The organism is Rivularia sp. UHCC 0363, from assembly GCF_034931125.1.
In the GTDB taxonomy this organism is placed as follows: Bacteria; Cyanobacteriota; Cyanobacteriia; order Cyanobacteriales; family Nostocaceae; genus Rivularia.
The window spans coordinates 6,699-28,292 of sequence record NZ_JAYGHM010000013.1 but is presented as its reverse complement, the minus strand read 5'-3'; the positions used below and the strand labels follow the sequence as shown (position 1 = coordinate 28,292).

At 36.8% G+C, this 21,594-nt stretch carries 23 protein-coding genes; 17 read left to right on the top strand and 6 right to left on the bottom strand.

Annotation, left to right across the window (positions count from 1 at the left end; all coding sequences use genetic code 11):
• Positions 1-223 precede the first annotated feature (223 nt).
• The 4 genes from VB797_RS09800 (at position 224) to VB797_RS09785 (ending at position 5,313) form a co-directional block, all read left to right on the top strand.
• On the top strand, positions 224-2,476 hold the full coding sequence (locus VB797_RS09800) for a GTPase domain-containing protein (protein WP_323237484.1): 2,253 nt from the start codon (positions 224-226) through the stop codon (positions 2,474-2,476).
• 48 nt (positions 2,477-2,524) lie between these two features.
• Positions 2,525-3,799 carry a TRAFAC clade GTPase domain-containing protein gene (locus tag VB797_RS09795; RefSeq protein ID WP_323237483.1) on the top strand — a complete coding sequence of 425 codons (1,275 nt, stop codon included), beginning with the start codon at positions 2,525-2,527 and terminating at the stop codon, positions 3,797-3,799.
• 24 nt (positions 3,800-3,823) lie between these two features.
• Positions 3,824-4,795, top strand: coding sequence for a hypothetical protein (locus tag VB797_RS09790; protein ID WP_323237482.1), 972 nt, complete (start codon positions 3,824-3,826; stop codon positions 4,793-4,795).
• A 65-nt stretch (positions 4,796-4,860) separates the two neighbouring features.
• Positions 4,861-5,313, top strand: coding sequence for a hypothetical protein (locus VB797_RS09785; protein WP_323237481.1), 453 nt, complete (start codon positions 4,861-4,863; stop codon positions 5,311-5,313).
• Here VB797_RS09785 and VB797_RS09780 read toward each other — a convergent pair.
• Positions 5,307-5,456: a hypothetical protein gene (locus tag VB797_RS09780; RefSeq protein WP_323237480.1), complete on the bottom strand. Its 150-nt coding sequence runs from the start codon at positions 5,454-5,456 to the stop codon at positions 5,307-5,309. The genes VB797_RS09785 and VB797_RS09780 overlap by 7 nt on opposite strands.
• 87 nt (positions 5,457-5,543) lie before the next feature.
• Between VB797_RS09780 and VB797_RS09775 the strand changes: the two genes are divergently transcribed.
• The 3 genes from VB797_RS09775 (at position 5,544) to VB797_RS09765 (ending at position 8,035) form a co-directional block, all read left to right on the top strand.
• Positions 5,544-5,768, top strand: coding sequence for a hypothetical protein (locus VB797_RS09775; RefSeq protein ID WP_323237479.1), 225 nt, complete (start codon positions 5,544-5,546; stop codon positions 5,766-5,768).
• Complete coding sequence (locus tag VB797_RS09770; RefSeq protein ID WP_323237478.1) at positions 5,758-6,135, top strand: type II toxin-antitoxin system VapC family toxin; 378 nt, start codon at positions 5,758-5,760, stop codon at positions 6,133-6,135. Before VB797_RS09775 ends, VB797_RS09770 begins: the two co-directional genes overlap by 11 nt.
• Before the next feature lie 157 nt (positions 6,136-6,292).
• Entirely contained in the window at positions 6,293-8,035 is a 1,743-nt protein-coding gene (locus tag VB797_RS09765) for a metallophosphoesterase family protein (protein ID WP_323237477.1), read from the top strand.
• Between the two features lie 139 nt (positions 8,036-8,174).
• Here VB797_RS09765 and VB797_RS09760 read toward each other — a convergent pair whose 3' ends face one another.
• The 3 genes from VB797_RS09760 to VB797_RS09750 all read right to left on the bottom strand — a co-directional run bounded on the left by VB797_RS09760 (position 8,175) and on the right by VB797_RS09750 (position 10,319).
• The gene (locus VB797_RS09760; protein ID WP_323237476.1) at positions 8,175-8,747 is read right to left on the bottom strand and encodes a hemerythrin HHE cation-binding protein; all 573 of its coding nucleotides are present in this window, start codon (positions 8,745-8,747) and stop codon (positions 8,175-8,177) included.
• A gap of 239 nt (positions 8,748-8,986) precedes the next feature.
• Positions 8,987-9,637 carry a DUF6391 domain-containing protein gene (locus VB797_RS09755; protein WP_323237475.1) on the bottom strand — a complete coding sequence of 217 codons (651 nt, stop codon included), beginning with the start codon at positions 9,635-9,637 and terminating at the stop codon, positions 8,987-8,989.
• Positions 9,638-10,055: 418 nt separating this feature from the next.
• Entirely contained in the window at positions 10,056-10,319 is a 264-nt protein-coding gene (locus tag VB797_RS09750) for a helix-turn-helix transcriptional regulator (protein ID WP_323237474.1), read from the bottom strand.
• Between the two features lie 343 nt (positions 10,320-10,662).
• Between VB797_RS09750 and VB797_RS09745 the strand changes: the two genes are divergently transcribed.
• Entirely contained in the window at positions 10,663-11,634 is a 972-nt protein-coding gene (locus VB797_RS09745) for a carbohydrate kinase (protein ID WP_323237473.1), read from the top strand.
• Positions 11,635-11,761: 127 nt separating this feature from the next.
• Here the strand turns inward: VB797_RS09745 and VB797_RS09740 are convergent, their stop codons facing one another.
• Entirely contained in the window at positions 11,762-12,241 is a 480-nt protein-coding gene (locus VB797_RS09740) for a gluconokinase (protein ID WP_323237472.1), read from the bottom strand.
• A 389-nt stretch (positions 12,242-12,630) separates the two neighbouring features.
• Here VB797_RS09740 and VB797_RS09735 point away from each other — a divergent pair, with 389 nt between their 5' ends.
• From VB797_RS09735 to VB797_RS09700, 8 genes are all read left to right on the top strand, one after another.
• Positions 12,631-13,230, top strand: coding sequence for a Crp/Fnr family transcriptional regulator (locus VB797_RS09735; RefSeq protein ID WP_323237471.1), 600 nt, complete (start codon positions 12,631-12,633; stop codon positions 13,228-13,230).
• 163 nt (positions 13,231-13,393) lie between these two features.
• Complete coding sequence (locus tag VB797_RS09730; protein WP_416350854.1) at positions 13,394-13,771, top strand: hypothetical protein; 378 nt, start codon at positions 13,394-13,396, stop codon at positions 13,769-13,771.
• A gap of 171 nt (positions 13,772-13,942) precedes the next feature.
• Positions 13,943-14,671 (top strand): DUF4079 domain-containing protein, encoded by a 729-nt coding sequence (locus VB797_RS09725; protein WP_323237469.1) that lies wholly within the window; start codon positions 13,943-13,945, stop codon positions 14,669-14,671.
• A 30-nt stretch (positions 14,672-14,701) separates the two neighbouring features.
• Positions 14,702-15,757 carry a DMT family transporter gene (locus VB797_RS09720; RefSeq protein WP_323237468.1) on the top strand — a complete coding sequence of 352 codons (1,056 nt, stop codon included), beginning with the start codon at positions 14,702-14,704 and terminating at the stop codon, positions 15,755-15,757.
• Between the two features lie 47 nt (positions 15,758-15,804).
• Positions 15,805-17,133: a 2Fe-2S iron-sulfur cluster-binding protein gene (locus VB797_RS09715; RefSeq protein WP_323237467.1), complete on the top strand. Its 1,329-nt coding sequence runs from the start codon at positions 15,805-15,807 to the stop codon at positions 17,131-17,133.
• Positions 17,134-17,384: 251 nt separating this feature from the next.
• The gene (locus VB797_RS09710; RefSeq protein WP_323237466.1) at positions 17,385-18,119 is read left to right on the top strand and encodes a class I SAM-dependent methyltransferase; all 735 of its coding nucleotides are present in this window, start codon (positions 17,385-17,387) and stop codon (positions 18,117-18,119) included.
• Between the two features lie 594 nt (positions 18,120-18,713).
• A complete protein-coding gene (locus tag VB797_RS09705; RefSeq protein ID WP_323237465.1) occupies positions 18,714-19,796 on the top strand; it encodes a M4 family metallopeptidase in 1,083 nt (360 codons plus the stop codon).
• Between the two features lie 364 nt (positions 19,797-20,160).
• Positions 20,161-20,454, top strand: a complete 294-nt coding sequence (locus VB797_RS09700; RefSeq protein WP_323237464.1) for a protealysin inhibitor emfourin — start codon at positions 20,161-20,163, stop codon at positions 20,452-20,454.
• 167 nt (positions 20,455-20,621) lie between these two features.
• Here the strand turns inward: VB797_RS09700 and psb30 are convergent, their stop codons facing one another.
• Positions 20,622-20,741, bottom strand: coding sequence for a photosystem II reaction center protein Ycf12/Psb30 (psb30, locus tag VB797_RS09695; protein ID WP_015122679.1), 120 nt, complete (start codon positions 20,739-20,741; stop codon positions 20,622-20,624).
• Positions 20,742-20,997: 256 nt separating this feature from the next.
• Between psb30 and VB797_RS09690 the strand changes: the two genes are divergently transcribed.
• Entirely contained in the window at positions 20,998-21,348 is a 351-nt protein-coding gene (locus VB797_RS09690) for a YkgJ family cysteine cluster protein (RefSeq protein ID WP_323237463.1), read from the top strand.
• Positions 21,349-21,594 lie beyond the last annotated feature (246 nt).

Sequence of the window (21,594 nt, the reverse complement as noted above, 5' to 3'; positions counted from 1 at the left end):
CAGCATTGCTGAATAATGAAGTGATGATTTCACATTGTTTGAGCGTAGCGTTGTTATATTTAGAGCGTAAGTAGCTTCACCTGCTTTTCTACCCACATTATAAATAATTTGGGGTTTTAGATTTTGGGTGTAAAGAGTGAGGAGTTAGGAGTAAAGAGTTACAATCTGCTTAACCCGAACTAAAGTTATACTACCTGTTATGACACTTTCAGAATGATTTCCAATGGACGTAACGACACGCATCGCGAATATTATCGAAAAGCGTAAACCCCTGGCTCATAAAATAGAAGGGGTCGAAGGAAATTTAAAAACCCTATCTGCTGCTTTACAACGACTTAAGGAGCGTCGTGATTATCTTTCCAGCCGAATTGGAGATGTGAACGTGATTGGAAAACTCAAGGAAATTGATTTTTCTCACATTCAGTTAGCGATCGCTTCTGAGTTAGAAGCTTTAACTCGACTGAAAAACCGTTTTTCCCGCGATACCCTTAATATTGGTGTAATTGGGCGTGCAAGACAGGGAAAAAGCCGTCTTCTGCAAAGTTTAACAGGATTAAGTACCGCAGAAATACCCGATGGTGATCGCCAGCATTGTACGGGGGTGCGTAGTACGATTCGTCACAGATCAAACGTAGATACTTATGGTGAGGTGTGGTTTCATACAGAGCGATCGTTTCTCGACGAAGTTATCATTCCTTACTATGAAAAGCTTCATTTAAGCGCAAAACCTCTAACTGTAGAGGAATTCGCAAATACACCCTTGCCACAATTACCTCAAAATATTCCTGGTTATGCAGAACCAGGAGCAATGTATGAGCATTTAAAGCGATATCATTCCCAGTTTGAGCAATATCGTCATCTTTTTAAAGAAGCTTCTCCAAAAGTTATTCAGAAGCACCAAATACGGGAATATACAGCACAAGATACGACCGATGGTCAAAGAATTTTATTTAATTATTTAGCAGTCAAAGAAGTGAAGATTAGCTGTACATTTCCGAATACCAATGTTGGTAAAATTGCTTTAGTTGATATGCCCGGATTAGGTGATACAGGTCTTGGGGACGAGAATAGACTCATTCAAGCATTAGGAAAAGATATTGATTTTGTTTTATTTGTAAGAATGCCCAAATCTTCAGGTGATTACTGGGCAGATGTAGATGTTAAGCTATATGATGCTGCACGTTCAGCCTTATTTGAATTACCAATTAATTTGTGGTCATTTCTAGTATTAAATCAAACTAGTCTTAATTCTAGCAATGGTGATAATGTTAAAAATTGCCATGATTTGTTAGAGACAATTAGAGAAAAATATATCTTAGTAGAGAAATGTTTAATTACTAATTGCTCGGATAATGAAGCAACAAATCAATTATTAGAAGCTATTTTAGATTATTTAACCAATCAAATAAGTGAATTTGACAACAAATATTCAAGTGTATGTCAACAACGTTTAGTTAAAATTTACGAATCTGTTAATGTTGCACTAAATAAAGCCAAAATAATTTTGCCTCAAGGTTCAGAAGATGATTATTTAGAAACCGAAGAACTTTTTAGCGAGTTATTTGGAAATCATGATGGTGGTTGGTGGAGGGATATTACCTTAAGTCTTCAGGAACTGAGAACAGAACTTTGGTATCAACGTCAAATACCTGATGAGGAACTACATGAAGGAGTAATTGCTGCAATTGAAAGCTGCGAACAGGATAAAGGTATACTCTCATCTGAAAATGCTCTGGAAAAAATTAATACTCGTATTATGATGAGTAGTGCATTTAGGGTTTATCCAGATTATCAAGATGAATTAAGGGTGTTAATATCTCATAAGTTTTTATCCCTAGATCAAAGTTTAATACGTAAAGTTGAATCAGTTAAGAATAAAGTTGTTGATATTTTCAAGTCAAAGGGCAAATTAAATAATTTATCGGACACAGAAGGTTCGTGCTTTTTCACGGAAATAGTTAATTTTATCCCTGAAAAATCAGTCAAATTAAAAGCTGGTTTTCAAGTGTTAGGGAATTTTCAGCTATCCTACCGTGGTTTAATTCTTCCTCGAATTCGCCATCACTTAGATGGACTTACTAATATTAGTCCCATAGCCGGACAATATGGGCAAATGCTAGAACCAGTAGATAAAACACTTGCTATTTCTAAAGATACTACAGCAGAAGATATTCTTACGGCTTTAGAAATTGATTATGAAAAAGCAATTAATACTATCCAACCAGCTTTAGAAGAACTATTATGTGAACCAGGTGAAGCGGTATACGCAATGGTAGAAGAGTTCATCGATAATGTGATTCTTCAAAAAGATATCCAAAAAGAATGGAAAAGCTTTTTGAGAAAGAATCGTGGCAACATTTGGTCTGAGATTTTTGGTCAAAAAGAACAAGAGAAACAAATGAAAGAGGAATGGGTACAAGCAGTCAATCAAGTCACAACGGTAAATAAACAGGAATATTTTTATTTTGTTCAATAGATATAAAATTAAGATAAATAACTAGGTCAATAATCTGTAGAAAAAATTATGAATGAAATTGAAGAACTGAAAATTTTAATGGTTGCTTTAAGAGGTATTGGTAAAACGAGCCTCTTAGCAGCAATGCACGAAGAATTTCATAAAACATTTGAGCGTGCTAACCTCCAAACATGGGTAGATGACACTAATAGCTTACGAGCGATAGAAGAATGTAAATCTATTTTGAAAAATATAGATCCACGTTTAAAAAAACAAGTTACTCCAACACAACCAAAAGATAATCCTTGGAATGACCAAGGCTTTTATTTTGAGATTGGAAGTGGTGGTAAAAAATTCATGGGATTGCGGTTTACTGACCCTTCCGGTGAGTATTTCAACCCCGATGCAGCACCAGAACAAAAAGATTATATCAAACAACAATTAAACCAATGTGATGCTATTGTGATTCCAATTGATGCTACTGCATTAATGCAAAAAAAGACAGGTAGAGTTAGTCATGGTGAAATTGGAACATGGCACGAAGAGAAGAATAATTCTCAGCGCATTACTCAATTAATTAAAGATGCATTTTCTCAGATATATTCACCCCGCTTAGTAATTTTTGCACCCATAAAATGCGAAGCTTATACTAAAACAAGTACAGATGCAGAGAATTTACTATATCACTTAAAAACAGCTTATAGTGGATTGTTAGATTTCTTTAAATCCGATGCTTTAATTAATAAAATTGCCGTGGTTGTGACTCCAGTACAAACTATTGGCAATATAACATTTTCTCACTATAAAACTGATGAAAATAACTTTACAAAGTTTTACTATCATAAAACTCCAATTAATGCTCCCTATCAACCAAAAGACGGAGAACAACCTCTGCGGTACATTTTGCTTTTTCTGATTAATGTATTTCTAGAAAATAAAAAGCAGGTTTTGCAAAAAGAACAAGAAAAATTAGAAAATCTGGAAACAACTTTATATACAGAAAAAGATAGATTAAAGTTCGTCAAGCAAGAATTTGAAACGAAACAAAAGCTATTAAATGAGCGAAATAAAATGTGGTGGTTATTTAGAGAAGTGGCTAACTTTTTTGATGATAGGGAGACACCTTATAATCAAGCCAAACAAGAAGTCAATAAAAAGCAAAGTACTGTATCAGAGGTACAAACGAATTTACAATCAACATTGCTGATAGTCCAGGCAACTCAAGAACAAATAAATGCTTTTAATAACGCTTTGTTTAGATTTGCTATCGGCAGTAAAAATAACGATGGCTTTGCGATTCTTCAGGGTCACAAATGGTTGGAGATTCCTCAGACTCTTTTTTAATTTATAACTAAGGACGGTTAAATTATGAATAATATTGAAATTTATGTCAAAACTTCTGCATTGGGTAAAACAGGTATCCACTGGCGTAAAATTGAGACTCAAGAGCATCAACCAGTAGAAAAACCTCGTTTGATTCAACATCAATTAATCAAAGGGAGTAACAAGCAAATTACAATTGTTAATGACTTAATTGATGAAGTTAAACCATCTTTGCTTCTTTTTAGAGACAAAGAAGATAATAAACTATTATTGGAAGTTACAGGGATTGAATCACCTCAACGTTCGGAAAAATTAGGAAGAAGAGTTTTAAACTCTATTGTCTGGATTGCTGAAGATTTGGAAGAGAATGAAGCGGTTATCAAAAAAATTGCCTACAGTGCAATTCAGAGCTTTTTGAATAAAGATTTAACTTTCTCTAAAATGATCGAAGAATCGATTGAATTTTTTGAACTAGAAGAATTTCGAGTTGATTTAGATGTAATTAATCAATTTATAGAGGATATCAAACAAGCTAATTATCAAGTAATTAATACAGATGAATCGAAGGATAGATATCAAATAGAGCGTACATCTGCTGAAGCTTTAGAAAAACTAGCTGAAGAAATAGTCAATAAACCTTTACCAAAAAATTGGATTGCTTGGGATGGAAGTACAAAAACTGATGGTGTCCTAGTCGTAGTTACGAAAAATTTAGAAAGACGAACAATTCTCCATAGTGCGGGTGTTTGGAGAGGTTTTGCATCGAATGTCCAAGAACCAATCAAAGAAGTTAAAGAAGTTGTTCAACTACCAGAAAAAAAAAAGGAAACAATACCGTCCCATCCTCCGACAGTTGGGGAGAATTATTCTCCGAAGAAACAGAAAACTCGCTTGATGATGATTTTGTTAACAGTCGCGATCGCGCTAGCATTGATCGTAGTCAGTTTCAAAATGATTTTTCAACCTCAGCAGATACAGCAACCCCAAATTCAGCAACAACAGATTTTGCAACCTTAAAAGGTGGAAAAGAATTACTAGAGAATTTCAGCCGCTTAGATAATAAAGAACAAGTTATAGAACTAATGACTTTAATATCTCAAATAGATAATCAACAAAAAGAGAATTTATTAACAATTTTCCAATTTTTGAGTGTGTGTGAATCCCTAGAAAATAATCAGAAAGAGAATAGCTATAAAATAATTGAAAAACAATACTATATACCCTTAGTTTCATTCTTAAATCAACTTAATTTCAAAATTTATCTAAATCCATTAACTTTTTTTGATCTGAATAAAATTTTGAGTAATATTATGTCTACAGGCACACATATAGATTTATTTGGTTATTTTATCAAATTGACTCTTTGTCAGCGAAAAAATCTATTAAATATTGTTAAATTTGTCTATGATTACCAACAAAATCAGGTAGATGAGAAATCTTCGGGAGATATTGCACATAGATACTGGAATGATTATATAGATTTAACTCAAAAGCTGGAATCCCTACTTATTAATGAGAATACTGAAGATTATTGATCCAAGTCTTGGGGTAAAGGTTTCAGCATAGAGATGTTGAGAGAAGAGAATAAACCATTACCAGAACCGAGAATGCTACCAACAAAACCTTTGCAAGTTGCGTTTGAGTGAGTGTTAACTTGTTGCCACTTATCTAAATTCAAGCAGCGTAAAACCCAGTCTTTTTAAAGCTGGGATATAAGCTAGACAGCAAATTTATTATAATAGTGATAAATATAAAGTCTTAGAAAATGAAAGTTATAAAACTAGCGGCAGTTATTGATAATTCTGGTAATTTACACCTTGATATCCCCACCGAATTGTCATCTGGTACTGTTGATGTAGTTGTCGTTGTCAACCCCAGTACCCCAGATACTTACCATGGGAAATCTTACGATTTTTCCGATTTAGCGGGACGTTTAAGCTGGGAAGGTGATAGTGTTACCCAAACAAGGATATTACGCAATGAGTGGTAAACGTTATCTACTGGACACAAATGCCATAGTTGCTTTATTAAAAGGTTCTCCAGCATTAGTGACATTATTGCAAAATGCTGAATGGGTGGGAATTTCTATCATCAGTCAAATCGAATTTTTAGCGTTTTCTGGGTTGAGTGAAAGCGATCGCAATTTATTTAAAGAATTTCTCAAGCGTGTAGAAGTAATTGATTTAGCAGCAAGTAACGATTTATTCATCGAACAGATTATTCAAATTCGGTTACAATATCGAGTAAAACTCCCAGATGCAATTATTGCTTCAACTGCACTTCAAGTTGGAGCTAGTTTAGTAACTGCCGATAATGAATTAACAAAGGTAACAAGTTTGACAATTGTTAATTGGTAATTACAGTGATATTTTTGCGAAATTAGCTTTCGCATTGCAAGAAACTTTGACTATTGCGAGCAAATTTTCCATGAATTTTTGTCATATAGACTACATTTGTAGGAAACAATTATCAGTTGATTGTTTCTACAAAACTATAGATAAATGGAAATTAATCATGTTTAGACGTTTTAAAAATCGTCCCGCACCGTTAGTATCTTTATTCCTATGTGTTTTGTGTCTTACTTTAATATATGGATGCTTACCCAATTCACAACCTGTTGCTGAAGCTTCAACTCTGCTGACTGAACCTTTTCTGCAATTACCCACTGAAAATTCAGTTCGAGTTGTGTGGTTTTCGGAGTTTCCTGGGGAGAAGAATACGGTTGCTTACGGTGAAAATCTCAAGCAAACTACCGATGCTACAACTATTAAGTTAAGTCATACCAGAGAAGACCAACAATCTCGCGTTGGAAATCAAACCGAAGATAAACAAGTTTACCAAAAACCAGTTCAGCGCGACATTTGGCGACATGAAGCAGAAATTACTGGATTAACTTCCGGTAACAAAATTGACTATCAAGTAACTAGCAAACCGGAAAATGGTGGGGATGCAAAAAGTAAGATATATAACCTTACACCTGCACCTGAATCGGGTAAACCTTTAAAAATTCTGCTTACTTCCGACCATCAACTCAAACCAATGACCGCAGCGAATTTACAAAAAGCAAAGGAAACGGCCGGAAATATTGATGCGGTATTTATGGCTGGGGATTTGGTTAATATCTCAGACCGCGCTAGCGAATGGTTTGATGATAATCGTGGTGGTGCATTTTTCCCGGCTTTACAAGGTCGCGCTAGTTATGAAATAGAGAATGGAGTCAAAACAGCTTATACTGGCGGCGAAATTATTCAAAATGCCCCTCTTTTTACTGCGATCGGCAATCATGAAGTAATGGGAAGAAGAGGTAAAAGCGATAGTTTGGGTGGTGAATATAATGATACAATTCCCCGCGCTGTAGCTAAAAATTTGTATGGTGAATCTGCTTTGTCGGCTAATTCTTTTAATACCGATACTTATGAAGAAATTTTTAGTTTACCTGAGAGTAAAACTGGCGGAGAAAAGTACTATGCAACAACTTTTGGTGATGTGCGTTTAGTAGTACTTTATGCTACAAATATTTGGCGAGTTCCTAATTTAGATCCGGATGCAAAAGGTAAATACCGTGAAAGAGCAGCCGATTTTGATAAACCAGAAAACTGGGGTTACGGACAGCATCTGTTTGAACCAATCGATCCAGGTAGCGCTCAATATAATTGGCTTGTTGAAGAACTGAATAGTCCGGAATTTCAACAAGCAAAATACAAAATTGTGATGTTCCATCATCCGGTTCATTCTTTAGGAGAAAATATTGTTCCGGCTTATACAAATCCCGTGCAAACAATTGAAAAAGATGATAGCGGCAAGATAACAGCTATACGTTACGAATATCCTATTGAAAAAGATTATTTAATTCGGGATATTGTGCCTTTATTAGAAAAGAATAAGGTACAGCTAGTATTTTACGGTCATTCTCATTTATGGAATCGTTTCCGCAGTCCATCGGGAATGCATTTTTTAGAATCATCAAATGTTGGTAATAATTACGGTGCTTATGTGGGTGATAAAAAACGCAACGTACCACAAGGTTATAAAGAGAAATATATTCAAGTCGGCGACCCCAATGGTTTAGAACCGATAATGCCATCAATTAAACCATTAACTGGTGAAGATGGTAAATCTACACCTTATATTGCAAGTAATGAAATCACCGTATTTAGTATTCTAGATACAGGTAATGGTGAGGTAAGTAGTTATTATTTTGATACTACTAAACCTGGAGACAAAGTAATTAAATTTGATAATTTTAAGTTGAAATAATAGTAACTTATAAAGCCAAAACGCCCGCAGCCTAGAAGGCTGGGGCTAATATTACAAAGTCTACCTGCGTAGGCTGAACTAAGCGCATCTTTATACAAAACGGTATTAGTTAATCGCTCTTAAATTTGTAACAAAAGTCTTAGCTGGTCAGACCGCTAAACAAACCCTTCGCAGCAGCGATTCCATCTTCAACACCAGCCCAAATGCTGGTATCGGGTTCTTTACCAACTAATTCGCGAGTACCTAAAGCGTAAATAATTGCTTTTAACTGTTCTTGGTGAGCGCGATTTTTGAAATTAACCTTGTTGATGGGGTCAATTGCTTCTTCCCAATCGTCTCCAGCAGCTTGAGCGCATTTGTGTACGAGCAGACCAGTCATTACTAACTGATGCTTCATTCCTTCATGCTGCAATGCTTTTTCATAAAGTTGTAATTCGCTACCACCCATCATTTTGTCAACAGTTTGAGCGAAACTTTTTACTTTCTCTTGGGGTTCGGATGAAGTCCCAAATTTAGCGATCGCTGCTTCAATAGTTCCCAAGCTTTCTTGGTCATCCTTGAGCATATCTTGTATGCGCTTGGTAATATCTTGATCGGTTATAGCCGAGATTAATTTCTGCTCGCTAGCAACCATCTGGTTTTGCAGCACTTTCATATCTGCTAACTTCATTGCGATCGCTTGACGTTGAGTATCGGTAAATGTCGCTGCCATAAAGATCCTATCGTTTTAAATTCCTTTCCTAGTGTCACTAACAGAAGAATTAGCTTCATCCTTCCTTCGACTTAGAAAACATCATTAAAATGGTTATTTTTTTGTAGCTATGAATACCACTTAAGATAGGAGACAAGAGGATGGGGGGAGGGGGAGACAAGGAGATGGGGGGATGGGGGGAAAAATAACTTATTTACTACTTATTACTCCCAATTACCAATTACCAATTACCCAATACCTTATTTCCATTGAACTTTTATAAAATAAGCTTTGCGTCCCATTGCATCATACTGGTGGGTAATATTTTCAATTGCGAGGTTAAAAGGAATTGCAGTGGTAATATGACGTTGAAAAAAAGCGCCGACATCGGGAGTCAGTTCGGTTGCGGTTGTTGTGGCTAAACTTAAACCAATTAACTGCTCAATTGGTCCTCGCGGTAATAGTAAATGCATTCCTACAGCCAATCCTGCTGTTAATAACATTCCAACTGATGCATTGGTACCGCAGCGAGGATGTACGGCTAAATCCCATTCCCCAGTGGTGAGTCTTTGGAGAGCAAGGTTTACAGCGCGTCGCAAGTCGCTAATGTTGACTTCACCATAAAGAAAAAATCCAACTTCAGTAGATAAACCACTGTAAAGCTGATTATCAATATTAACATTTTTGAGGCTGTTTTTTTTATTTACTGCTGAATGCGATTCGCTTAAAATCCATACTGTAGCGTGTTCTAAAGCGTGAACCTGACGCAGCATCAAAATTTCTTTTAACCCAGGAACAAAGGATAGCCGATCGAGTAAATCCGCATCTTGTGTGGGAGAGGGTGAAACCAAATCCAAATTAAAAAAATCAAAGGATAGGTCGCTACCTTCGGCAAAAGTTAAGGTATTCATCGCAACATTGCTCCCCCACCTGGTTAGGCAAAATATATTCTATTATCAATGTAACCTTTTGCAAAAGGAATTATGAGAAACTATTGCTAATTTTTATTGATTATTAAATCTATATTAAGTTAAAGGGAGTAGGGAATAGGGAGTAGGGAGTATTAAGAAGAAATAATATTTTGCGATTTGATTTTTTGACTATTTTTTTAACTAATTTTTAACTAAATTTTATTTTAAGTAAAATCAATGAAAGATGAAAGTGTACCCGTCCGTTGCTAGTCGGACGGGGATTGATTGCTGCTAGCAATATGCGTAGACCAATACCCTGTAATTTCGCGTCGAAAAAATAAGCATAAAATAAGTGAAGCGTGAGGAGAATAACTAGCAGCAATCAATTAAGACTCACAAATAACCGTTGTAACGCTGTTTAATCCTGCCGAGGGGGAATAGGACAGCAATTCACATCATTCAAACAGACCTTACCCCAGTGCAAAGCCCAACGGACAAGAGCTACTCGGTTTTCAGTTCCAGTCTTTGTAAGAATATTGCTGATATGGTTATCAACAGTACGCTTACTGATCTCCAGCTTTACTGCAATTAATTGGTTAGTTAAGCCAGTGGCCACTAAGTCGATAATTTGCAGTTCTCGGTCTGACAGACTAACAGGGGTCTGAGACTCGCCACCAGCCATTTTCAAATCATCCTCCCGATTAGTGGTAAATGTACTTAATTGCTCTTTCCCATTGTAGAAGATTGTCTGAAAGGTAGGCGTTTCAAGTGTTTAATGCAATACGATTGTCTATATTTTCTTTATGAGTTGGGTAGACAGCGATACAGTATTTTATATAAGTATTTATTTTAACTATATATAACAAATAAAAATAAAGCGATTGCCTCAAAAAAAGCCTTGGTACAAGAGCAATAGAAAACAATTATGAATGAATCTTGCTATTTAATTGTATGAACGATTGCCAAATGAATGGTAAATATTATTGTAGGTTTCATACAGAATTTAAGTTTAAAAATTAAATGAAATGAGTAATCCCCGTGTTTTATGTTTGGGTGAGATATTATACGATATGCTCGCCGACCAGTTAGGGCGATCGCTTAGTGAAGTTGAGTCGTGGACGGCTTATCCAGGGGGCGCACCAGCTAATGTTGCCTGTGCTTTAGTAAAGTTAGGAACGCCCAGTGCATTTATTGGTGCAGTCGGTGAAGACGAAGCTGGTAATAACTTACAGGCACTTTTACAGGAAATTGGAGTAGATACAGCCGGGGTGCAGCGTCATCCCGAAGCACCAACTCGCCAAGTTTTAGTTGTGCGGAAACAAAATGGCGATCGCGTTTTTGCCGGATTTAAGGATTACGACACCACCGAATTCGCCGATACTCGTCTCAAGGCTGCTCAATTACCAGAAAAGTTATTTGCTACAGCAGATTTTTTAGTCGTCGGAACTTTGGAATTGGCTTATCCCGATAGTGGTGCAGCAGTTAACCGCGCTTTAGAATTAGCTTCCCAATACGACGTGAAAATTTTGCTCGATGTCAACTGGCGCGATGTATTCTGGACTAATCCCGATGCTGCTCCCGATCAAATTCGCGAATTAATCAAAAAAGTAGATTTTCTCAAACTTGCTAAAGAAGAAGCTGAGTTATTATTTAATACTCATGATGCTGGGGCAATTACTTACCGACTCAACTCTGTGGAAGGCGTATTAGTCACGGATGGCGACAAAGGTTGTGCTTATTGTCTGGGTGAAAACGAAGATAAATTACCTGCTTTTTCCGTACCCGTAGTTGATACAACTGGTGCCGGGGATAGTTTTGTTGCTGGTTTCGTTCACCAACTGTTAAATTATGGCGTACAAAATTTAACAGATCCCGAAGTCGTGAAAAAGATTATCGCTTACGCTAGTGCTGCGGGGGCTTTGACTACATTAAAACCCGGTGCGATCGCTTCTCAACCCACGGCTTTGGAAGTAGAAAATTTTCTCAATAAGTATTGAGTTTAGCTTGTAGGTTGGGTTAGACACGAAAATCAATTTTAAACGTAATGGTCAATCTACGATGATCGTGTCGTAACCCAACATCGGTATTTTGGGTAAATTAAAATATCGCACCGAAGAATTTCTATCACAATTTATCTATAATTTCTTGCACAATAGCTTCAAGAGGCTGTGAAATATCTACCTTAATCGCGTCGCAAGGTTCTTCAAGGATATCAAATTGACTTTTAAGAAGTTGTTCACTCATGAAGTGATTTGACCGCTCTTTCAGGCGTTCTTGAATCAATTCAAAATCACCTTTGAGGTAAACTAATTTTACAGATTCTTTGTCTAGTAAAATCATCTGACGGTAATTTTCTTTCAAAGCCGAACAGGTTAAAACTAAATCTTTATTTTCTGACAAGCATTGTTTAATTGCATCTTGAATATTGTGCAGCCAAGGTAATCTATCCGCATCATCCAAAGCAATACCGTTGTGCATTTTCTCAATATTTTTCTGAGGATGAAAATCGTCAGCATCGCGGAATTCCCAACCTAAAGATTCCGCCAATTTCTCACCGACGGTAGTTTTACCGGAACCTGAAACACCCATTACTAAAATAATCATTTAGCTTTATCTATCTTTATTTCTTGTAAATTAGGAATGGCCGCAACTGGCATATTTTGGTCGTAGGGTGCTGTGACACTTCGCTTGATTTCTAACGCAATATAATGGTTTATGTGTCACGCACCGTTCCCTCGGTCTTGTGACAATTGCGGCCATTCCTGTAAATATAATTAATTTTCGCGTTCCACAAGGATAATTTAGAAGATTCCAGGTAAAACTTTCTGCATAATTTACAACATTCTAAGTCTTATTAACAGAAATTCTAAACTGATTCTCAACTTAAATTAATTTAATTATTTGGAAAAAGCTTAATAATTGTTTTTGTCAAACACCAGGACTCTAACAATGGAATTAAAAAATTATGCTTTTCTTAATAAAAATACATGGTCATGAGTAGCTTTAAAACGAAAGATTTGCCAGAAAATCTAATTGATGCTATGACTGTTCATGATTTAGCAGATGGTGAAATACTTTTTTATCAGAATGAAGTTGCTAATGCTATTTTTATTGTTGATCGCGGTTGTATCAAGTTAATTCATTATATAGATGATGGGACAACTGTTAATCATTATGCAGTCAAACCAGGAGAATATTTTGCGGAAGTTGCATTATTTAACCATATATATGTGTGTAGCGCGATCGCAAAAAGTTCAACGAGGGTAATTTCTTTCCCGAAGCAGTTATTTTTAGATGCTTTGAAGTCAAATGCTGATTTATCTATAAATTTTACCGAACAATTAGCACGACGATTGCACCAGACAAAACTGCTATTAGAAGTGCGAGGAATTCGTTCAGCTCGCGATCGCGTTATGCATTATTTGCGGGTAATGACTCCTCCCGATCAAAAAACTCTCGATCTAGAACAACCCTTGAAAGATATTGCCAGTAGCATCGGTATCACTCCAGAAGCATTATCTCGCGTACTTTCCCAATTACAACGCGAGGGTATTATGACACGTCTTAAAGGGAAAATCATATTTCGTCAGTAATTCTGATATAAATCAGTGTTTTGATGAAGAAATATTAATTTATATAAACTTGTTCTCGAAAATTGATTTCAATCATATTGCTCTGTGAATCTTTAAGCCTATATTCCTCTTGAATAATGTTGCAGCGGTCAAAAATTAAAGGAGTAATTCAAAATAGCTAATGATTAAACCAACTTCAATTTTCACGATCTTGACTTTATCCGGTATGTTATTTGCTTGTGATGTACCCGCAAAAGTTGTTAATTCTAATTTGACAACAGCATCCGCTCAAGAAATGAAAGATGCAACCGGAATGACTCCTCAGCAGCACATTGATATGATTACCAAAAATAAAGGACAGTTTGGTAGTGCTGATGCAATGCGTCGTTTTTTCTTTGGAGATTTAGAACCAATCGGGATTCAACCAGGTGGTGCGGGTATGGTTGTTAATCTTTTTAACAAGAAAAATAACGTTACCTTTTCTTATTGTTCTACTTACGATGTAGTGGTTGCGGTCAAGAAAGGTAAAATTGATAAGTTTCCTCCAGCAGAAGTGAAGTAGTATTTTTAATACTTGTTGAAAGAGAACAAATGGGGTAAAAAATAAAATACAAAATTACCCCATTAATTTAAACATAAGTATTTGACAGAAAAGATTGTTTTGTGAAACGAATCTAAAATCTATTGACGCGAAAGCGTCTTCCCGTCTTTGTAATCTAAAATCCAAAATCCTATGATAGCTAAAGACTATTTTTTGCTACTACATCCGATGATTGCAGTTTTTTTCGTCTTTCCTTTAATTGGAATTGTTGTTAATTTTGCCTGGTCAACCCGTCAGCGTCGCTTACAAACAGCATCGGGTAATAAAAGTAAAATTCCTCCTGTGGTTGGACAAGAACACGTACATTTAGGACGCTGGTTAACTGGTGCGGTTGTAGGGATTACTTTATTAGGACTTGCATTTTCGATTTTTGCAAAAATGCTGGAAAAACAGGTAATTTCCCAAGAACCTCTACGATTCGTTTTTGTTGTTTTTATGTGTATTGCAACCGTTGCATCACTTTACTTTCTTTACCAAGCCAAAACTCCAATTTGGAGAGGAATATTTGCAACTTTAACAGGGATGGGATTAATTTTACTCGGTTGTCAACCAGAAGTGTATCGACGAGGGAATGAGTGGTTTATCTCCCATTATTACTATGGAATAACTGCTGCAATGTTGATGATTTTTTCCCTAGCAATTGTCCAGGATATTTACAAAGATAGACAAAATCGTTGGCGCACTGTTCACATTATTCTTAATTGTGTAGCTCTCTTATTATTTATTGGACAAGGAATGACCGGAACGCGAGATTTATTAGAAATTCCCTTAAGTTGGCAAGAACAGTATGTGAATAAACTTTACGAACTGCAATGTGATATTAAGCCTTGTATAATCCAGGGAACTCCGCAACCAAAATAGGTGATGTTCACTTAGGATCGCTGAAGCTAAATGCGGGTATCACGTTTTTTAATCATTCCTAGATTTTCCGGTCAACTTTATCTCTTAGTTGCCATTTTTATTTTTGGTGCTGCAAGTTCCGTCACTCGTAAACTAACAGAAATTGGAGCGCAAAGGTACGTTAATGGTCATAATCCTGTTTCTTTTTGCAATGTTTTATTTGTCGGCAACCTCTGCGCTTTATTTGTACTGTCAGTAGTCTATGGACGACAGTTTACACTGAGTAGATTGCGACAAATTAGCAAAAATAAATGGTTTTATCTGACTATTACTTCAATTCTTGGAGCAGCATTAGCACCTGGTTTGATTTTTCAAGCTTTAGCTATTACAGATGTTAATAATGTTGTTTTAATTGGTCGATTGGAACCACCTTTAACTTTAGCTCTTTCTATATGGTTCTTGCGAGAGCGAGTCAATTTTTGGCAAATAATTGGAGCGATTGTCTCTTTTGTTGGTGTATTCCTAACCATTTCTCTACCATCTAATCTACAAGAAATGGTAAAAATGGAAAATTTATTTAGTTTTGGAACTGGAGAAATTTTGACTGCGATCGCGTCTGTAGTTTTGGCTATTTCGACTATTCTGAGTAAGAAAAATCTCGCCCAAGTTCCGCTAGAAATTTTTAATATTTATCGTACAGCTTTGGGAACAATTACCTTTTTCTTCGCAGCCTTAATACTATACGGACCGCATCACTTTATGGATGTATTTTCACCGTTTTTATGGAAATGGATGTTGATTTACGGACCAGTAATTGTAGTAGTTGGTCAGTCCTGTTGGATTGCGGGATTGCGAGCGACTAGCATACCTCAAGCTTCGTTGATTGGCTCTTTCACGCCGATTGTGGCTGTAATTGCTGCCTATTTAATCTTAGGACAAGCACCAAATTTAGCTCAATATATCGGTGGTTTTGTAATTTTGGTGGGGATTGTTTTGAGTCAATTAAGTATTTTTCCCAAACCATCCCATCAAGGTTCCGAATCTAGGACAAATTCACCAAATAAATTACAAGAAGTTGAAAGTGAAGTTGGGTTTAAAGGAATATAATCGCCGCTCTTTAATAAAAACTAGTTTTGATCGTAACGGGTTATTTTATGATAGAACCAATCGCAGCAATAAAAAATCCTCTCCTCAGAGCTTTTACCAGTGCCAGTCTGGGATTTACAATTGTAACAATTATTTCTGGTTCAATTATTGGCTATATTAATCCCAAGGATAAATCCGCCTTGAAATATGGGATATATTCTTCGTTACTTGCTACTGTTGCTGGTGGTATATTCGGTTTAACTGTTGCTGAAAAATCAAATAAACTTAAATTATCTTTAGATAAACAACAAATAGATAAATCGCAAAACCAAATTTGGAAAGATTGGAGAAACTTTATTGTCGTTCGTAAAGTGAAAGAAAGTGAGGAAATTACTTCCTTTTATTTAGAACCACAAGATAAATATGAGATCCCCAACTTTCAACCGGGACAATTCCTTACTATTAAACTTGATATTCCCGGACAGAATAAGCCAGTAATCCGCACTTATTCGCTTTCCGACTATAGCCAATATCCTCAATATTATCGTTTATCAATTAAGCGAGAATTAGCACCACCAGGATTAAGCGTAATGCCAGGAATTGCCTCGAATTTCATGCACAATTCTATTCATGAAGGCTCGGTAATTCTAGCAAAACCACCAAACGGTAAATTCGTTTTAAATGTACAAAAAAAGCTACCTGCGGTACTTATAAGTAACGGTGTTGGGATTACACCGATGATTAGTATGGCAAAAGCAACAGCCCAACTAAATCCTCAACGAGAAGTTTATTTTGTACATGGTACTAGGAATGGGAATTATCATGCTTTCCGGGAAGAAGTATTAGGATTAGCTGGCGAAAATCCTAACTTAAAAGTTCATTTTCGTTATAGTCGTCCAGAACTAGAAGATGAGGGAAAATATCACAGCCAAGGTTACGTTAATTCAGCTTTAATTCAACAACTAACTACACAAAATGCTGAGTTTTTCTTGTGCGGTTCTCCGAATTTTATGCAATCATTACGTGACGGTCTGCAAGCATGGGGAGTACCCGCAAATCAAATTTACTTTGAATCATTTAGCAAGCCAATAGCAGCATCTTCTCAAAAGTCCGTTACGACTACAGATGAAAGTGTTACCACAGCAGAAATTGTCTTCTCTAAATCCGGTAAAACTCTAACTTGGACTCAGGAAGATGGTAATATTCTCGAATTCGCCGAAAATAACGGCATTAATCCACCCTATAGCTGTCGTGCTGGGATTTGTGGAACCTGCACTTGCCAAATTACTGAAGGTGAAGTGAGCTATCAAGAAGAACCGACAGCAGCAGTTGATGAAGATTCGGTTTTAATTTGTATTTCTCAACCGAAAACTCAGAGAATTGTCCTCGATATTTGAGTCGGAATCACAAAAAAAATGCCAAGGGTTTAATCCCCAGGGCAAAATTACAACTAAGTTTTACAACACACAACCACACAAAACTAGTGAGGTCTATAACTATGTTAGATAAATTCCACCATTTTGGTGTATAAGTTATACCATTTTGGATTTTAGATTACCCTTCGGGAAGACGCTTCCGCCTCAATAGATTTTAGAATGCATCTGATGCATCATAATTATTAGTGTTGCATTATCATGGTAAAATTTTCATGTCACAAGTGTTTCCCGGTGAAGTTTTCGCTCAAACTACCGATTTTGATGCTGGTATTCGTCAACTGTTACCGAACTACGACCAAATGCTCGCAGCTGTTGCTCGCTGTGTTCCTGCTAACTCTCGTCGGATTTTAGAATTGGGTTGCGGTACGGGTGAGCTTAGTCATAAAATCCTTGATCGCTGTCCCGCTGCTGAAGTTATTGCTCTCGATTATTCACCCAGGATGATCGAATTTGCGAGAACAAAAATTAATCAAGCTGGATATCAGCGATGGAGTGGTATAGAAGCCGATTTTGGAGAATGGGCAAATAATCCGGAAAAATTTGATGTTGGTACTGAATTTGATGCTTGTGTGTCATCACTGGCAATTCACCATCTCAGCGACGAGATGAAAGCAAAGTTATTTCAACGTATCGGTAAAAGTCTTAAGAGCGGTGGTTGCTTTTGGAATGCAGACCCAATTTTACCAGAATCACCCGTATTAGCAGAAATTTACAAAGCTGTGGGAGAAGAATGGACGAAAAATCAAGGAACGACTATACAAGAAGTTCGTTCTCGCTTGGCAAGTAATAGCGATTCTGTAGATTATGCTACTAGTTACGGTTACTCTAGTCAAGACCAGTTAGCAACTTTAGATGCACAGTTACAAATGCTGATGGAAGCTGGGTTTAATACTGTAGCTGTACCCTGGAAATGTTATGGGTTGGCAGTATTTGGAGGAATAGTTTAAAGATTTTGAATTATTTCTGAAATTAATAATCTATTTGGTCGATTTTGCGACCGTCTCGCTCGAAGCAAAGAGCGACCAAGATACTCGCACTAAGTAAGTCGGCACAAATGAAACCAACTATGTAACGGTTGGGTAAATTGGTATTAAAGCCTTGTCCCTACTGTCTATTCCCTACTCCCTGTCGCGATCGCGATTTTTAACGCCGACCTACTTACGAATTTATTACTTATCTCTTTATTATTTAGGATTAAGATAAATTAATTTTTCATAACAAACATAAACAAATATCAAATAGCAATACAAAATCGCATTATTCCAACACTAATAGGTAACATAGCCAACATTCGATGAATTTTATGATATAACCTCCGAAGGTTTGGTATACAAACGTAATTCACCCAAATAATGTTTTGATGTATTTGCGAAATTAGGTCGTAACTCTCCTGGTTTAATAAGGAAAAGCAGGCTCAATACAAACTAGATTAAGAATTTTAGTTATTTATCCAAATCTATTGACGCGAAAGCGTCTTCCCGAAGGGTAATCTAAAATCCAAAATCCAAAATAAAAAATAAAAAAAGGGAGAACACCATTAGATGGCTCGAAAAAAGCAGAAAAAATCACATGGTTTCGGCTATAAACATTCGCTTCATTACAGATGTCCGATCTGCTGTATTATCCCCCCTCATATGTTGGAAAAGGTGGCTGTTAACGGCACACCAACCCAGCGCGAATGGGCTTTTCAGACTTTGAATCTTTCCGCGCAAACTAGGGGCAGACGGATTAATTTGGGCGGTATAGATTTAATGCCGCAAGCTGGTGAAAAACGCCGTACTATCTATGATGCGAAAACTGCTGAAAAACTGCCAGGACAATTAGTCCGGGGTGAAGGTGATGCTCCTACAGAAGACGAAGCCGTAAATGAAGCTTACGACGCAGCTGGAGCTACTTACGACTTTTTTCAAAAAATTTGCGATCGCAATTCCATCGATGACAAAGGCTTGCGTTTGGATTCTACCGTACATTACGGTGAGAAGTACCAAAATGCTTTTTGGAACGGCAGCCAAATGGTTTATGGTGACGGTGACGGCGAACTATTTAACCGTTTTACCAAGTCGGTTGATGTCATTGGACATGAATTAACCCACGGTGTTACCCAGTATGAAGCAGATTTAATCTATTTTGGCGAATCCGGTGCGCTGAATGAATCGTTTTCTGACGTGTTTGGTTCCTTAGTCAAACAGCAAATCAATAATCAAACCGCAGATCGAGCAGACTGGTTAATTGGTGCCGGATTATTTACTGAAAAAGTCAAAGGTAAAGGAATTCGCTCAATGAAAGCACCGGGTACAGCTTACGACGACCCCGTACTTGGTAAAGACCCCCAACCAGCCCACGTCAAAGATATTTACACTGGTACAAAAGACAACGGCGGAGTACATATAAATTCGGGTATACCCAATCGTGCTTTTTACTTAGCAGCAGCAGAAATTGGTGGTTACGCTTGGGAGAAAGCCGGAAAAATTTGGTACCTTAGTTTATGTGAAAAACTGCGCTCAAAATCAAACTTTAAACAAGCCGCAGAAATAACTATTGCAGTAGCAGGAGAACTTTACGGTTCAGCAAGCAGCGAACAAAAAGCGGTTGTCAATGCTTGGAAAGAGGTTGGAGTTGATTAAGTAGTTAGGAGTTAGGAGTTAGGAGTTAGGAGTTAGGAGTAGGTGGCATTGAAGTAGACTTAAAAACGCTAAAGATAAGAAAGAGAGCTAAATTAGAGCATTAATGCTCGTATTGAATCTCATCTTTTTCTCAAGCTTTTTATCAATAAACTGAGATTCTTGATAAAAAATGAGTCATAAAGGAAAATCAAAAAAGCAATCATAATTGAAAATCAACGTTTTCTCAGGGCTTCCAGGATATGTTCAGCCACCTTGACAGGGCTAGAGTTAGGAGTTAGGAGTTAACCTTTGACCTTTGACCTTTAACCTTTGACCTTTGACCTTTGGCCTTTAACCTTTAACCTATGCCCTATTCCCAATTACAATGTTAATAACCTTAGAGCGTAGCGGCGGTTTTGCTGGAATAAGTAAAGTGATAACGATTGATACAGCGAAAATACCGCAAAATCAAGCCGAACAATTGCCGATGCTATTAGAATGTGCAAATTTCTTTAATTTACCCGCATATATAGCCGGTGACTCTAACAATCGCGATCGCTTTGAATATACAATTACCGTAGAAGATAAAGATAAACAGCACGAAGTGACTGTAAGCGAAAGTTTAATACCTGGGACTGTAAGACCTCTAATTGACTGGATAAATTTTAATCATAAATAAATAGGACGTAAAAGCAGAGTGCTGTTAGTGCAGCATTCCAAGCTTCTTTCCTACTCCTACTTCTTATTCCCTAACTTAAATCGAAAAAAATACATTTTAATCATCATTTTTTAATAATAATTAAAGTTAGGAGCTATAATTCTAACTCCTAACTCAAGACAAACGCATTACATATCGCCACCGCGAAATGCTAATACGAAAATTACCGCAGGTCCAGCTAACATGATCAGTGCTACAGAAGTTAGCTGAAAAATAACTTCCCAATTGACATTTGCTAAAGCTTCCATTAATTACCTCCTAATTGTCTTAAAAAAATAATGAATAAAAAGAAAAATCTCTCTTGGATATAGATCATATCTGGCAATTAGCGCTTAATTTTAATTTACTTAACAAAATTATAGAAAAAGACATAAAAAAACTAAAAGAATAAAATTGATTTGAAAATCTCAGGGTAAGTAATAATTTAAGCAAGCAGAGCAAGCACCGTAGATAATTCGTAATTTCATTCGCATACTATTTATTACTAAAACAATAATATCAACAATGGCAACTTGGCAATGTGTAAAGCAATGTGGGGCCTGCTGCTACCTTGACCCAGCAGAACGTCCCGACTTAGAAGAATATTTATCATCGCAGGAGCTAGAAGAATATCTCAGTATGGTGGGTGAAGATGGATGGTGCATAAATTACGACAAAAGTCATAGAGAATGCAGCATTTATACTGAGCGTCCGCGTTTTTGCCGTGTAGAACCAGAAGTATTTAAAGATTTATTTGGGATTGAACCTGAAGAATTAAACGATTTTGCTATCGAATGCTGTCACGAGCAGATAGAATCAATATATGGCGATCGCAGTTTGGAAATGTTGCGATTCGATAAAGCTATTGGGATATGAATTGGTATTGGTCAAAGGTTAAAGGTCAAAGGTCAAAGGTCAAAGGTCAAAGGTCAAAGGTCAAAGGTTAAAGGTTAAAAAATAAATATCATTAATAACCCTTGTCTCCCCGTCCCCTTGTCCCCCCATCTCCCCATCCCCCAATCTCCCCATCCCCCAATCTCCCCATCCCCCAATCTCCCCATCCCCCAATCTCCCCATCCCCCAATCTCCCCATCCCCCAATCTCCCCATATCCTAATCTCCC

What these genes read in the sequence shown, in the direction of transcription:
- VB797_RS09800 (WP_323237484.1), top strand. Translation starts at nt 224, where the DNA reads ATGGACGTAACGACACGCATCGCGAATATTATCGAAAAGCGTAAACCC.
- VB797_RS09795 (WP_323237483.1), top strand. Translation starts at nt 2,525, where the DNA reads ATGAATGAAATTGAAGAACTGAAAATTTTAATGGTTGCTTTAAGAGGT.
- VB797_RS09790 (WP_323237482.1), top strand. Translation starts at nt 3,824, where the DNA reads ATGAATAATATTGAAATTTATGTCAAAACTTCTGCATTGGGTAAAACA.
- VB797_RS09785 (WP_323237481.1), top strand. Translation starts at nt 4,861, where the DNA reads ATGACTTTAATATCTCAAATAGATAATCAACAAAAAGAGAATTTATTA.
- VB797_RS09775 (WP_323237479.1), top strand. Translation starts at nt 5,544, where the DNA reads ATGAAAGTTATAAAACTAGCGGCAGTTATTGATAATTCTGGTAATTTA.
- VB797_RS09770 (WP_323237478.1), top strand. Translation starts at nt 5,758, where the DNA reads ATGAGTGGTAAACGTTATCTACTGGACACAAATGCCATAGTTGCTTTA.
- VB797_RS09765 (WP_323237477.1), top strand. Translation starts at nt 6,293, where the DNA reads ATGTTTAGACGTTTTAAAAATCGTCCCGCACCGTTAGTATCTTTATTC.
- VB797_RS09760 (WP_323237476.1), bottom strand. Translation starts at nt 8,747, where the DNA reads ATGGCAGCGACATTTACCGATACTCAACGTCAAGCGATCGCAATGAAG.
- VB797_RS09755 (WP_323237475.1), bottom strand. Translation starts at nt 9,637, where the DNA reads ATGAATACCTTAACTTTTGCCGAAGGTAGCGACCTATCCTTTGATTTT.
- VB797_RS09750 (WP_323237474.1), bottom strand. Translation starts at nt 10,319, where the DNA reads ATGGCTGGTGGCGAGTCTCAGACCCCTGTTAGTCTGTCAGACCGAGAA.
- VB797_RS09745 (WP_323237473.1), top strand. Translation starts at nt 10,663, where the DNA reads ATGAGTAATCCCCGTGTTTTATGTTTGGGTGAGATATTATACGATATG.
- VB797_RS09740 (WP_323237472.1), bottom strand. Translation starts at nt 12,241, where the DNA reads ATGATTATTTTAGTAATGGGTGTTTCAGGTTCCGGTAAAACTACCGTC.
- VB797_RS09735 (WP_323237471.1), top strand. Translation starts at nt 12,631, where the DNA reads ATGAGTAGCTTTAAAACGAAAGATTTGCCAGAAAATCTAATTGATGCT.
- VB797_RS09725 (WP_323237469.1), top strand. Translation starts at nt 13,943, where the DNA reads ATGATAGCTAAAGACTATTTTTTGCTACTACATCCGATGATTGCAGTT.
- VB797_RS09720 (WP_323237468.1), top strand. Translation starts at nt 14,702, where the DNA reads ATGCGGGTATCACGTTTTTTAATCATTCCTAGATTTTCCGGTCAACTT.
- VB797_RS09715 (WP_323237467.1), top strand. Translation starts at nt 15,805, where the DNA reads ATGATAGAACCAATCGCAGCAATAAAAAATCCTCTCCTCAGAGCTTTT.
- VB797_RS09710 (WP_323237466.1), top strand. Translation starts at nt 17,385, where the DNA reads ATGTCACAAGTGTTTCCCGGTGAAGTTTTCGCTCAAACTACCGATTTT.
- VB797_RS09705 (WP_323237465.1), top strand. Translation starts at nt 18,714, where the DNA reads ATGGCTCGAAAAAAGCAGAAAAAATCACATGGTTTCGGCTATAAACAT.
- VB797_RS09700 (WP_323237464.1), top strand. Translation starts at nt 20,161, where the DNA reads ATGTTAATAACCTTAGAGCGTAGCGGCGGTTTTGCTGGAATAAGTAAA.
- psb30 (WP_015122679.1), bottom strand. Translation starts at nt 20,741, where the DNA reads ATGGAAGCTTTAGCAAATGTCAATTGGGAAGTTATTTTTCAGCTAACT.
- VB797_RS09690 (WP_323237463.1), top strand. Translation starts at nt 20,998, where the DNA reads ATGGCAACTTGGCAATGTGTAAAGCAATGTGGGGCCTGCTGCTACCTT.